This window comes from Amycolatopsis sp. TRM77291 (genome assembly GCF_054166285.1).
The window spans coordinates 7,431,087-7,443,409 of record NZ_JBSZHF010000001.1 but is presented as its reverse complement, the minus strand read 5'-3'; the positions used below and the strand labels follow the sequence as shown (position 1 = coordinate 7,443,409).

At 70.3% G+C, this 12,323-nt stretch carries 11 protein-coding genes; 4 read left to right on the top strand and 7 right to left on the bottom strand.

Features of this window, described 5'->3' with window-relative positions; all coding sequences use genetic code 11:
* The first annotated feature begins 114 nt into the window (after positions 1-114).
* The 3 genes from ACXIZN_RS34755 to ACXIZN_RS34745 all read left to right on the top strand — a co-directional run bounded on the left by ACXIZN_RS34755 (position 115) and on the right by ACXIZN_RS34745 (position 2,688).
* Complete coding sequence (locus ACXIZN_RS34755; protein ID WP_192747137.1) at positions 115-1,149, top strand: LacI family DNA-binding transcriptional regulator; 1,035 nt, start codon at positions 115-117, stop codon at positions 1,147-1,149.
* An 88-nt stretch (positions 1,150-1,237) separates the two neighbouring features.
* Complete coding sequence (locus ACXIZN_RS34750) at positions 1,238-2,107, top strand: LacI family DNA-binding transcriptional regulator (RefSeq protein ID WP_034312391.1); 870 nt, start codon at positions 1,238-1,240, stop codon at positions 2,105-2,107.
* Positions 2,108-2,154: 47 nt separating this feature from the next.
* Positions 2,155-2,688 (top strand): GNAT family N-acetyltransferase, encoded by a 534-nt coding sequence (locus tag ACXIZN_RS34745; protein ID WP_457959163.1) that lies wholly within the window; start codon positions 2,155-2,157, stop codon positions 2,686-2,688.
* A 199-nt stretch (positions 2,689-2,887) separates the two neighbouring features.
* Here the strand turns inward: ACXIZN_RS34745 and ACXIZN_RS34740 are convergent, their stop codons facing one another.
* Complete coding sequence (locus tag ACXIZN_RS34740) at positions 2,888-3,904, bottom strand: glycoside hydrolase family 76 protein (protein ID WP_457959162.1); 1,017 nt, start codon at positions 3,902-3,904, stop codon at positions 2,888-2,890.
* A 73-nt stretch (positions 3,905-3,977) separates the two neighbouring features.
* Here ACXIZN_RS34740 and ACXIZN_RS34735 point away from each other — a divergent pair, with 73 nt between their 5' ends.
* Entirely contained in the window at positions 3,978-6,113 is a 2,136-nt protein-coding gene (locus tag ACXIZN_RS34735; RefSeq protein WP_457959161.1) for a molybdopterin-dependent oxidoreductase, read from the top strand.
* A 235-nt stretch (positions 6,114-6,348) separates the two neighbouring features.
* On the opposite strand, the gene ACXIZN_RS34730 is transcribed toward ACXIZN_RS34735, so the two are convergent.
* The 6 genes from ACXIZN_RS34730 to ACXIZN_RS34705 all read right to left on the bottom strand — a co-directional run bounded on the left by ACXIZN_RS34730 (position 6,349) and on the right by ACXIZN_RS34705 (position 12,288).
* Positions 6,349-7,002, bottom strand: coding sequence for a TrmH family RNA methyltransferase (locus ACXIZN_RS34730; RefSeq protein ID WP_457959160.1), 654 nt, complete (start codon positions 7,000-7,002; stop codon positions 6,349-6,351).
* Between the two features lie 181 nt (positions 7,003-7,183).
* Positions 7,184-7,576: a DUF2784 domain-containing protein gene (locus tag ACXIZN_RS34725; protein ID WP_457959159.1), complete on the bottom strand. Its 393-nt coding sequence runs from the start codon at positions 7,574-7,576 to the stop codon at positions 7,184-7,186.
* A gap of 255 nt (positions 7,577-7,831) precedes the next feature.
* A complete protein-coding gene (gene pyrE, locus ACXIZN_RS34720) occupies positions 7,832-8,395 on the bottom strand; it encodes an orotate phosphoribosyltransferase (protein ID WP_016338130.1) in 564 nt (187 codons plus the stop codon).
* A 46-nt stretch (positions 8,396-8,441) separates the two neighbouring features.
* Complete coding sequence (locus tag ACXIZN_RS34715) at positions 8,442-10,976, bottom strand: FtsX-like permease family protein (RefSeq protein WP_457959158.1); 2,535 nt, start codon at positions 10,974-10,976, stop codon at positions 8,442-8,444.
* A complete protein-coding gene (locus ACXIZN_RS34710) occupies positions 10,976-11,734 on the bottom strand; it encodes an ABC transporter ATP-binding protein (RefSeq protein WP_457959157.1) in 759 nt (252 codons plus the stop codon). The genes ACXIZN_RS34715 and ACXIZN_RS34710 overlap by 1 nt, the downstream gene beginning before the upstream one ends.
* A 71-nt stretch (positions 11,735-11,805) precedes the next feature.
* Positions 11,806-12,288: a PepSY domain-containing protein gene (locus ACXIZN_RS34705; RefSeq protein ID WP_457959156.1), complete on the bottom strand. Its 483-nt coding sequence runs from the start codon at positions 12,286-12,288 to the stop codon at positions 11,806-11,808.
* Positions 12,289-12,323 lie beyond the last annotated feature (35 nt).

Below are 12,323 nucleotides of genomic sequence, written 5' to 3'. Positions count from 1 at the left end.
GGGGGATGCCCTCCGATTCAAGGCTGTCCGTGATGGACCGGAAGGTAGACAGGGTTATGCTCAGTCGCAAGCGTTTGCGCAAACGCTTGCCAGCTGACTCACCGAGGATTGGTAATGCCGCCGTCTCGCTCGTCCCGCCCCACCCAACGCGACATCGCCGAGCTGGCGGGCGTCTCGATCACCACCGTGTCCCACGTGGTCAACGGGACGAGGGCGGTGGCCGAGGACACCAAGCTGGCGGTCCTCCGCGCGATCGAGCAGACCGGCTACACCGGCGACGCCATCGCCCGCTCGCTGGTGACCGGCGGGACCCGGTCGATCGGCGTCGCGATCTCCCTCGTCGCGAACCCGTACTTCGCCGCCCTGATCCAGGCGATCGAACGCGAAGCCGCGCTGGCCGGGTACACGGTCTTGCTCGCGGACACGCACGACACCGTCGACACCGAGCGCGAGACCGTGCGGACCCTGCGTTCGCGCCGGGTCGACGGGCTGCTGATCACGCCGTCGCCGGGCGACGGATCGGTGATCGGCGAACTCGTCTCGCTCGACGTCCCGACCGTGCTCATCGACCGGCTCTCCACCCGCACCGACGTCGACCAGGTCGGCGCGGAGAACATCCAATCGACGTCCGCGCTGACCGCGCATCTGGCGTCGCTCGGGCATCAGCGGATCGGCATGATCAGCGGCACCGCCGGGCTGAGCACCAGCGAGGAGCGGATCCTCGGCTATCGGCTGGGGCTGGGCCGCTCGGGTTTGACCTGGTCGGAGGAGCTGGTCGCGTGCGGCCAGTCCTCGCAGGCAGGCGGGGCGCTCGCGCTGAGCACGCTGCTCGCGCTGCCGGAGCCGCCGACGGCGCTGGTGGTCGCCAACGACACCATGATGGTCGGGGTGCTGCACGAGCTTCGGCGCCGCGGCCTGCGGGCGGGCGTCGACCTGCCCGTGGTGGTCTACGACGACGTCGAATGGGCCGATCTGGTCGATCCGCCGCTGACCACGATGGCGCAGCCGATCGAGGAGATAGGCACACAGGCGGTACGCCTGCTGCTGGCGCGGATCAACGATCCGGCACGCAAGGCCCAGACGATGCGGATTCCGCCTACGCTCCGCCATCGTGCGTCCTGCGGATGCGCTCTCGTTCACTCACATTGATGATTGTTGGGAGACTTTCCGGTCTCGCCGCCGAGTGACGCTCGGTCAGCCGTTACCGTCATTCAAGCTCGAATGAAGGCGTGGAGCGATGACCGCACTGTCCCCGGCGTTACCCCTGTGGGAGGACACCCCTGTCACCCACCGGTTCGGGGTGGCCATGGCGATGCACGCGAACCCGTATTCGGGTGAACTGGTCCGCGCCATCCGTCGCGCCGCACGCCGTCACGGCTGCGAAATCACCCTCGCCGACACCGGTGACAGCGTCGCCGAAGAAGCCGCGGTCATCCGCGCGCTGCGGGCGGACCGCGTCGACGGAGTCCTGCTCGTCCCGGCGGCCGGCGACGAAGCGGTGATCAACGGGCTGGTCCGGATGGGCGTGCCGACGGTGCTCGTCGACCGGATGGCCGGCCGCAACGACGTCGACCAGGTCGGCTCCGAGAACATCCAGGCCGTATGCGCGCTCGTGCGGCACCTCGCCGGGCTGCGGCACCGCAAGATCGGCTTCATCTCGGGCGAAGAGGACATGACCACCTACGAGGAGCGGGCGCTGGGCTACCGGCTCGGCCTCGGCCGCTCCGGCCTCCGGTGGACGTCGCAGCTGGTCGCCTGCGGGCAGTCGACCCCGGGCGGAGCCGCCGCCGCGACGGCGAAACTGCTCGACAGCTGGCCGTCGCCGACCGCGCTCGTGGTGGCGAGCGAGGCGATGATGATCGGCGTCCAGTACGAGGCGCACCGGCTCGGCATCCGGATCGGGCGGGACCTCGCGATCGTCGGCTACGGCGACATGGAATGGGCGGGACAGGTGACCCCGGCGGTCACCACGATGGCGCAGCCGATCGAGGAGATCGGGCGCAAGGCCGTCGAACTCCTGCTGGCCCGGATCACCGACCCTGAGCGACGACCCGAATCCGTACGGCTCGCACCGCGCTTCATACACCGTCAGTCGTGCGGCTGCTGAGTCACAACTCGCTGGTCAGAACGCCGCCGCCGGGTGAAGATGGCGGAATGACCGACCTGTGGACCGTGCACACCGCCGACCTCGAAGCAGGCGTGCTGAGGGCGGCACGCGCTCTGCTGGACGACGCTTTCGACGGCGATTTCAGCGATCACGACTGGGAGAACGCCCTCGGCGGCATGCACACGCTCGTCTGGGAGAGCGGCGAGCTGATCGGGCACGCGTCACTGGTCCAGCGACGGCTCGTGCACGACGGACGGGTCCTCCGCACGGGTTATATCGAGGCGGTCGCCGTTCGGTCGGACCACCGGCGGCGCGGGCACGGCGCCGCGATGATGGACGCGCTGGAGCGGGTCCTGCGGAAGGCGTACGACCTCGGCGCGCTTTCGGCGTCCGACGAGGCGCTGGAGTTCTACGCGTCGCGGGGCTGGCTGCTGTGGCGCGGTACTTCGTCGGCCATGACGCCTTCGGGTATCGAGGCGACGAAGGAGGACGACGGGTCGATCCACGTGCTGCCGGTGGGGGTCAGCCTGGATCTGGACGGGGAGATCACCTGCGACTGGCGCTCGGGTGACGTCTGGTGACGCATTCAGTCCTCTAGATGCGGTCAGACATCGGCCGGCCAAGTCACGCTCCCGCCCACCGCTGACGTCGCGAAAGCCACTTTCGCGACGCCTGATGTCCCGAAAGTGGCTTTCGCGACACGCGCCCGGCCGTGGGGGCGGGGCGAGCCCAGGGGTCAGGACCGGGTCGTTCAGGGCGTCTGGTGACGCATTCAGAGGACTAAATGCGGGCGTCGAGGGTCGCGGCGGCCTCCAGCAGCATCCACGCGCTCACCTGGACGGACAAGTCGCGTTCGGGGGCATCAGCCGCGAGGGACAGCGAAGGCGCCGGAGTCGCCCAGTCGGCGCTGAAGAGCGGCCCGTGCGGCGTCTCGGTGGCACCGGACCAGCAGGCGTCAGCCGACCGGATGACCAGTTCGCGCGCGATCCCGCTCGATCCCCGCGACGCCGCGAGCGCCAGGTACCGGGCGAGGATCCCGGCGAACAGACCGCCGTCGCCGCCTTCCTGCCCCCGGATCACCCCGTTCGGCGCGACGTGTTCCGCGACCGCGCGGATCGTCCGCTCCAATCTGTCCATTTCGGACAGTTCGAGACAGGCGCCGAGGTAAACCCCTTGGCAGTACGTGAAAATATGCTTGACCAGTTCGCCGCTGCCGACTCGCAGACCATCCCACACCAGTCCGGAATCCGGGTCGACGAGCCGCTCGGTCATCCAGCCGGTCAGACCACGCGCGTGTTCGGCGGCGCCTTCGCGCGCGTGGAAGATCGCGGCCGGGCCGTTCGCGGGCGCGTTCTTGAAGTCGTCGCCGACGCGCCACCAGATTCCGCCGCCCGCGTCGTCGGTCCAGCCTTCGCGCAACCGCGAACTGATCGCCTCCAGCCCGCCGCGGACGTCCAGCCCGAGATGCCCGACGCGTTGCAGCGCGAGGCCGAGCCAGGCGATGTCGTCGTAGTAGTCGTTGATCCACTTGCCGAAGTTGCGCAGCCGCACGGACACCACGAACCGGTCGATCAGCTTCAGCCGATCCGGTGAAGGGTCCCGCAGCTGGGCGTCGACGAGGGTGTCCAGCAGATGCGCCTGCCACCAGTAGTTCCAATGCCAGTGGACGCGTTGTCCCGCCGACGGCGGCCAGCCGCTCCGGCCGAGCACGGTCCCGGGCAGCCCCCACAGGCGGCGCAGATGCCGGTCGCGGATCGCGCGCTCGGCGATCGCGGCCCGGTCGGCGAGAGCAGTCATCGCGCCATCATCCCTTGCCCGGTGACATACCGCTCAGTATGTTGGGAGGACTCCCGAACCCGCGAGGTGCTGCATGACCACGGCGCACGTGACCTGCCCGCTCTGCGAAGCCACCTGTGGGCTGGAGGTGACGATCGACGAGAAGAGCCTGGTCACCCGGGTGCAGGGTGACCGCGAGGACGTCTTCTCGCAGGGCTACATCTGCCCGAAGGGCGCTTCGCTCGGCGCACTGCACCATGATCCGGACAGGCTCACCTCGCCGCTGGTGAAACGCGACGGCGAGTTCGTCGAGGTCACCTGGGACGAGGCGTTCGCCGAGATCGACCGGCGGCTCCGGCCCATCATCGACGAGCACGGCAAGAACGCCGTCGCCGTCTACTCCGGCAACCCGACGGTGCACAACGCGGCGCTGGTGCTCTACGGCCGCGTGTTCTTCAAAGCCTTGGGCACCAGGAACTTCTACACCGCGACCACGGTCGATCAGATGCCGAAGCACTTCTCCTCCGGCTACCTCTTCGGCGACCCGCAGACCATTCCCGTCGCCGACCTGGACCGCACCGAGCACCTGCTCATCCTCGGCGCGAACCCGTTGGTGTCCAACGGAAGCCTGATGACCGCCCCGGACACTCGCGGGAGGCTGCGCGGGATCCAGCGGCGCGGCGGCAAGATCGTCGTCCTCGATCCGCGCCGCACCCGGACCGCCCAGCTCGCCGACGAGCACCACGCGATCCGGCCCGGCACCGACGCGTTGTTCCTGTTCGCGCTGGTCAACGTCCTGTTCGCGGAGAACCGCGTCCGTCCCAGTGAGCACGTCGACGGTGTCGACGAGGTCCGCGTGCTCGCGGAACCGTTCACCCCGGAGGCGGTCGCGCCCGCGACCGGGATCGACGCCGCCGAGATCCGCCGCATCGCGCTCGAACTCGCGGACGCCGGGCGCGCCGCGGTGTACGGCCGGATGGGGACGACGACGCAGTCGTTCGGCACCGTCGCGAGCTGGCTGGTCGACGTCGTCAACACGCTGACCGGCAACCTCGACCGCGAAGGCGGCGTGATGTTCCCGCTGCCCGCGCTCTGGCGGCCGCGCCGGTCCTCGCCGTTCACCAGCGGCCGCTGGACGAGCCGGGTGCGCGGGTATCCCGAGGTGCTCGGCGAACTGCCGGTGGCCACGCTCGCGGACGAGATCGAGACGCCCGGCGAAGGCCAGGTGCGGGCGCTGGTGACCATCAGCGGCAACCCGGCGCTGAGCACGCCCAACTCCGCGCGGCTCACGGAGGCGTTGCGGCAACTGGACTTCATGGTCTCGCTCGACGTGTACCTCAACGAGACCACGCGGCACGCCGACGTCATCCTGCCCGGGCCGTCACCGCTGGAGCGGCCGCATTACGACGTCGCGCTGTACGCGCTCGCCGTCCGCAACGTCGCGAACTGGACACCGCAGGCGCTGGAGACCGAGATGCCGCAGGAGTGGGTGACGCTGCTGCGGCTGGCGGGGATCGCCGCCGGCCAGGGCCCGGACGTCGACGTCGCCGCGTTCGACACGATGGTCGCGGGCGAGACGGCGCGGCGCACCGGCGTCGACCTGGCGCTCGCCGAAGGCCGCACGGGACCGGAGCGGATGATCGACCTGATGCTGCGCGGCGGGCCGTACGGGCTGAGCCTGGCCGACCTCGAAGCCGCCCCGCACGGCATCGACCTCGGCGCGCTGAAGCCACGGCTGCCGGAGGCGCTCGCCACCGCGAGCGGGAAGGTCGAGCTGGCGCCGGAAGCGATCACGAAGGACGTCCCCCGCCTGCGCGCGGAGCTGGACAAGACGCCGGACGGCAGGCTGTTGCTGATCGGACGGCGGCACCTGAGCTCGAACAACTCGTGGATGCACAACCTGACGCCGCTGGTGCGCGGCGGGAACCGGTGCACCGTCCAGGTTCACCCGGACGACGCCTCCCGCCTCGGGCTGACCGATGGCGGGCTCGCGGCGGTGACGTCGCGGGCGGGGAAGCTGGAAGCGCCGGTGGAGGTCACGGCCGACGTCCGGCCCGGCGTGGTGAGCATGCCGCACGGCTGGGGCCACGACCTCGACGGAACGCGGACGAAGGTCGCGGCCGCGCACGCCGGGGTCAACTCGAACCTGGTCGCCGACGAGACCCTGCTCGACATCCCGTCCGGGAACGCCGTGCTGAACGGCATCCCGGTGGAGGTGACCCCCGTCTAGCCGCGTTTCGTCCTCTGAATGCGGTAGTTGCGCGTGCAAGGACCGCATCCAGAGGACGAAACGCGGGNGGGTCAACTCGAACCTGGTCGCCGACGAGACCCTGCTCGACATCCCGTCCGGGAACGCCGTGCTGAACGGCATCCCGGTGGAGGTGACCCCCGTCTAGCCGCGTTTCGTCCTCTGAATGCGGTAGTTGCGCGTGCAAGGACCGCATCCAGAGGACGAAACGCGGGGGTCACCAGGCCTGGGATAGGTCGGCGTGCTGCCGGACCCAGGCGTGCATGACGATCCCGGCGGCGACACCGGCGTTGATCGAGCGGGTCGTGCCGAACTGCGCGATCGAGACGACCAGTGACGCCGTCTTCTGCGCCTCGGCCGACAGGCCCGGCCCTTCCTGGCCGAACAGCAGGACGCACTCGCGCGGCAGCTCGGCGGTCTCGACGGGCTGAGAGCCGGGGGTGTTGTCGACGGCGACCACGGCGAGACCTTCCGTCGCGGCGAAGGCCAGCAGCCCGTCGACGTCCTCGTGGTGGAGAAGGTGCTGGTAGCGGTCGGTCACCATGGCGCCGCGCCGGTTCCAGCGCCGCCGTCCGACGATGTGCACCGCGGCGGCGGCGAAGGCGTTCGCCGTCCGGACCACGGTGCCGATGTTGTGGTCGTGCTGGAAGTTCTCGATCGCCACGTGGAACGGGTGCCGACGGCTGTCCACATCGGACACGATGGCCTCGCGCCGCCAGTAGCGGTACGGATCGACGACGTTGCGGCGGTCGCCGTTGGCCAGGAGTTCGGGGTCGTAGCGTTCGTCCGAGGGCCACTCGCCCTCCCACGGACCGACGCCGACCTCTTCCTTCGCCACCCATTCGGTGGGACCGGCTTCTTCCGAGTTCACCCGAGGATTGTCACTCAGTGGTTGCCACCGGAAGTCCTTCGGGGGTCTTCGGCGGATCCAGGTTTCCGCTGGGCGTGCGGCCGTGAGGTCCTCGTACCGGGCCGTACTCGGGTCTCACGGCCGTGCGTCCAGCGGGAAGCCGGGCCGTCGAGACCCTCGGAGGTCTTCCGATGGTGACCACTCAGCCCAAACTGACGCGGTGCGCCGGTGCGTCCCCGTCGTGGTGGCGGTGACGCCAGCGCTGGTACGCGCCGATGTAGGAGATGATCACCGTCGCCATCGCGATCACGACGACGACCGGCAGCGACGAGCGCGGGAACACGGTGTCGTAGAGGTAGTAGGCGTTGAAGCCGCCGGGCAGGTCGCCGAGACCCTGCTGATGCCGGAAGTAGTTCTCCGCCGCCGTCAGCGGGCAAGGCCACGGGAAGACGTTGACGAGGACCCCCCATGCGGCGAAGAACACATGCACGAAGATCACCTTCGGCCACCGCCACGCGAGGAAACCACCGAATCCGATGAACAACAGCGCGAAAATGTGCACCGCGACTGTCACGTTCGCCAGGAAACCCGCCACCTCAAGCCCCCTTTCACACCCCTACCAGGGACGTTACCCCTCTCGTATTGAGAAACGCTCACGAAAAAACGGGGCATCCTCCGTTCGCACGGAGGATGCCCCGTTCGGGACGCTTTACTCAGGAACAGTGGGCGGAGCTGAAAGACGTGCCCGAAGGCAACCGAACACGTGAACCCGCCCGCCGAAGGCCCCGCTATCGCGGTGGCAGGGCGCCCTGCCGACGTCGATCGCGGACGCTGGTTCACCATCAAACGGTCAGGACAGACCGAGATCGTCCTTGTTCAGAATGTAACGGTATTCGAGGCCTTCCTTCTCGATGGCCTCGCGCGCTCCGGTGTCCCTGTCGACGACGGTCGCGACGCCGACCACGTTCGCTCCGGCCTCGCGCAGCGCCTCGACGGCGGTGAGCACGCTGCCGCCGGTGGTCGAGGTGTCCTCGACGGCGAGCACGCGCTGCCCCAGCACCTCGACGCCTTCGATCCGGCGCTGCATGCCGTGTTCCTTGACGGCCTTCCGGACGACGAACGCGTCGAGCACGACGCCGTCGGTCGCCGCGGAGTGCAGCATCGCCAGCGCCACCGGGTCCGCGCCGAGGGTCAGGCCGCCGGCGGCGACGTAGTCCCAGTCGTGCGTGAGCTGGCGGAGCAGCTTCCCGATGAGCGGGGCGGCCGCGTGATGCAGCGTCGCCCGCCGGAGGTCGATGTAGTAGTCGGCTTCCTTGCCAGAGGACAAGGTCACCTTGCCGTGCACGACGGCCAGTTCACCGACCAGTCTCGCGAGTTCGAGTTTCGCCGCTTGATCAACACCGGGGTACGCCACGGCCGAGAGTCTTACACACGGCCCGCCGGGTCCTTCGACGGTAGCTCTAGTCATTGCCGGCCGTCGCCGCGTCGACGGCCTGGCCGCGCGTCGCCGCCCAGGCCGGGACCAGGGTCGCCGCCAGCGCGAGCGCCGCGGCGAGCCCGATGATGGTCAGGTAGATCAGCGGGGACCCCATCGGCAGCACGGAATCGGCCGCCACCAGGCAGAACGGGACGATCGAGCCGGCCGCGACGATGGTGCCGAGCACGATCCCGACCAGCGCGACGAGCCCGCCTTCGAACCCGGCCATCCGCAGCACCTGTGCCCTGGTCGAGCCGGTGAGCCGCTGAAGGCCGAACTCGCGGCGCCGCCGGACGGTCGCCATCACGAGCGTGTTCGCGACCGAAATCACCGTGTACGCGATGATCATCCCGACCAGCAGGTAGTTCACCCACGCGCCGACGGCCTGGTCCTTGTCGTGCGCCGCGACGAGCGCAGCGCGGTCGCTGACGGACACCGGCAGCCCGGCCATCGCCTCTCGAAGCCGATCGGTGAGCGCAGCCGTATCGACGTCCGGAGCGGCGCGGACCAGCATCTGCGGGGCGAGCCCGGCGGTGGTGTGCGGGGCGAGGAGACCGGCCGGGAGCAGCAGGCTCTCGAACCCGGGCCGCTGGCTGGTCACCGCGACGACCTCGACGTCGACCGGGGTGCCGTCCCCGAGCCGCAGGCCCACGGTGTCGCCGACGCCGCGGCCGAAGTCCTTCGCGAAGACCTCGGGGAGCGCGACGGTCATGCCGGTCAGCGCCTTCAGGTCGCCCTGGACCACCTTGGTGTCGGTCGTCGCGCCCGCGCCGGAGGCCGTGAGGCCGACCGCCGGGCGCCCCTCGTCGGAGGAGTCGTACGGGTTTTCGAGGAACACACTGCTGGTGACGTACTCGGAAGCTCCCGCGACACCGGGCACGGCCTGGATCCGCTGGACGAGGTCCGGGGACAGCCCGCCGGCCGCCGAGGCGATCACGGCGTCGGCGCGGACGTCTTCGGTGAAGGCCTGGTTCGCGAGCTCCTGCTGGGTGGTCTGCAGGTAGATGTTCGCGGTCGCGATCCCGACGGCGAGCATGATCGGGGTGACCGCGCCCGCCGCCCGGACGATGCCCGCCCGGGTGTTGAGCACCGCGAGCCGGGCGTCGATCCCGCCGAGCAGGCGCATCGGCCACTGCAGGATCGCCGTCATCACCTTCGCGACGCCGGGGGTGATCATCGCGACGCCGAGCGCCCAGAGGATCACCGCGGGTCCGGCGGTGCTGGCCGCGATCGGGCCGGTCATCACCGCGACGGTCACGATGGCCAGCGCGGTGCCGCCGCCGAAGCAGAGCGCGGCGACGATGACGCGCGTCGGAGTCAGCCAGCGGCGGGTCACCGCGGCTTCGGCGAGCGCCTCGGTCGGCCGGATCTTCCCGGCGCGGCGGCCCGCGAAGAAGGCGGCGATGAACACCGCGAGCGTCGCGGCCCCCGCGCCGACGACGGCGGGCAACCAGCCCTGGTAGAACCGCAGCACCGCGGGCACCACACCGTTCTCGACGAGCTGCCCGAACAGCCACTCGCCGAGGAACGGGCCGAGTACCGCGGCGAGCGCGGTGGCGAGCAGGCCGACGGCCAGCGCTTCGCCGAGCACCATGCGCCGCAGCTGGCGCGGGGTCGTCCCGATCGCCCGCATCAACGCGAGTTCCCGCGAACGCTGCTGGGTGGACAGGCTCAGCGTGCTGGCGACGACGAACATCGCGACCATCACCGAGAGCCCGCCGGACACCGCGGCGATGACGATCAGGTTGGAGCCGCTCGAATCGGCTTCGGGGAATTCCGCGACACCGCGGTCGATACCGGTCAGGACGTTCGCCCCGGTAGCGACTTCGGCAACCTTCGCCTGCACCGCTTCGACGTCCGCGCCCGGCGTGGTGAAGACACCGATCACGTCGGCCTTGCCGGGGTGCCCGGAGAGCCGGGCGGCGTCGGCGGATGAGAAGAACACGGCGGCCTGCGTGATCGAACGCGGCGCACCGGCCACACCCGCGACGCGGAACGATTCGGTCTTGCCGCGCGCGGCGACCTCGACGACGTCACCGGGCTTGGCCCCCGACGTGGATTCGACGACCACCTCGCCCGCGGCTGGCGCGGCACCCGCGGCCAGCGAGTACGGGGTCAGGACGGCGGAGTCCCAAGCGTGGCCGAGGCCGGGCTTCCCACCCGCCGCGAGCGGGAAGCTTACTTCACCGACGACGTTCGAGACGCCGGGAACGGACCTCAGCCGGGAGACCAGCCCGTTGTCGAGCCGGACGCGTTCCGGGAGCCGCGCGTCCTCGAACTTGCGCTTGTCATCGGCTTCGAGGGAGGCCGGATCCTCCTTGGGCAGCGCGAAGGTCTGGCCGCCGGTGACGAGGATCGGCGCGGCCGCGAGCCGCTGCGGCTCCGCGTTGCTGCGGATTCCGGTCTCCATCAGGCCACCGCAGGAGGCGACGATCAGCGCGCCGAAGAAGACGGCGATGAAGGTGCCGATGAAACCGCCCTTGCGCAGGCGCAAGGTCCGGAAGGCGAGTCGCAGCATCACGCACCCGCCCTGACCGAGCCGCCCCAGGCGCCCAGGTGGGTCATGCGTTCGGCGACGACGTCCGCGGTCGGCGCGTGCAGTTCGTCCGCGATCCGGCCGTCGGCGAGGAAGATGACGCGGTCGGCGTAGGAGGCGGCCATCGGGTCGTGGGTCACCATGATCACCGTCTGGCCGGTGCTGCGGACCGAGTCGCGCAGCAGCGCCAGGACCTCGGCGGCGGTGCGGGTGTCGAGCGCGCCGGTCGGCTCGTCGGCGAAGACCACCGCGGGCCGGGTGACCAGCGCCCGCGCGATCGCGACGCGCTGCGCCTGCCCGCCGGAGAGTTCGCCGGGCAGGTGCTTGCGACGGCCGGAAAGCCCGACGCGGGCCAACATCTCCTCGACCACGCGGCGATCCGGCTTGGCGCCGGCGAGCTGCTGCGGGAGCGTGACGTTCTGCTCGACGGTCAGCGCCGGGAGCAGGTTGAAGGCCTGGAAGATGAAGCCGACCCGGTCGCGGCGCAGCTTCGTCAGCTTCGTCTCGCTCATCCCGGCCAGCTCCTGCCCGTCGAGCACGACGGACCCCGCCGTCGGCCGGTCCAGCCCGGCCGCGCAGTGCAGGAAGGTGCTCTTGCCCGACCCCGACGGGCCCATCACCGCGGTGAAACCGCCGCGCGGGAACGCCAGCGTCACCCCGTCCAGAGCGACGACGCCCTTGCCGTATTCCTTGCGGACGCCGTCGAGCCGGACCGCGTCACCGTTCCACCCAGTGTTCATGGGGAAAACACTAGGAATCCCAGGTCGGAAGCACCCTGGGGCGAGCGTGCGTCTCCTTGGTAGGGCGGGCCCTACCTGACCGCGCCGGTCCTGGCGTCGATGTCGAGGTCGTGCTCGATCCCCTTGCCGTCGCGGAGCCCGACCTCCCAGACGAGGGTGCCGTCGGCGGCGTAGTCGACCTCCATCTCGTCGAGTTCGCCCGGCTGGCGTTGCTGCGCGGCCTGGAGCGCCTTGACCGCGTCGACGGCCGCCTGCCCGACCTTCGCCAAATCGTCGCTCGGCTTCGCGGCCTGCTGCTTGCCGAGGACCTGACCGCCGTCCCGGCTCACGCGCACCTTGTGTTCCTGCCCGTGTGACGCGACCTTGATCTCCCACCCGTCGTTCGCGGGCTCCACGTCGAACACCCGCCCGTCGGGCAATGCGCCTGCCGCCGTGTGGATCGCCTTCACCGGCTGGGCCGCGACCGGCCCCGGTGTCACCGGGGCGGGCGCCGGTTCGGTGGAACACGCGGCCAGCGCCAGCACTCCCGCGATGACAACACGTGATGACTTCATGATCCACGCGTACCCGCCCGGCACGGGCTCGAACC

Excerpts from the sequence above, each read along its gene's own strand:
- ACXIZN_RS34750 (WP_034312391.1), top strand. The coding sequence starts at position 1,238 with ATGACCGCACTGTCCCCGGCGTTACCCCTGTGGGAGGACACCCCTGTC.
- ACXIZN_RS34710 (WP_457959157.1), bottom strand. The coding sequence starts at position 11,734 with ATGAACACTGGGTGGAACGGTGACGCGGTCCGGCTCGACGGCGTCCGC.
- ACXIZN_RS34715 (WP_457959158.1), bottom strand. The coding sequence starts at position 10,976 with ATGCTGCGACTCGCCTTCCGGACCTTGCGCCTGCGCAAGGGCGGTTTC.
- ACXIZN_RS34735 (WP_457959161.1), top strand. The coding sequence starts at position 3,978 with ATGACCACGGCGCACGTGACCTGCCCGCTCTGCGAAGCCACCTGTGGG.
- ACXIZN_RS34740 (WP_457959162.1), bottom strand. The coding sequence starts at position 3,904 with ATGACTGCTCTCGCCGACCGGGCCGCGATCGCCGAGCGCGCGATCCGC.
- ACXIZN_RS34705 (WP_457959156.1), bottom strand. The coding sequence starts at position 12,288 with ATGAAGTCATCACGTGTTGTCATCGCGGGAGTGCTGGCGCTGGCCGCG.
- ACXIZN_RS34745 (WP_457959163.1), top strand. The coding sequence starts at position 2,155 with ATGACCGACCTGTGGACCGTGCACACCGCCGACCTCGAAGCAGGCGTG.
- ACXIZN_RS34755 (WP_192747137.1), top strand. The coding sequence starts at position 115 with ATGCCGCCGTCTCGCTCGTCCCGCCCCACCCAACGCGACATCGCCGAG.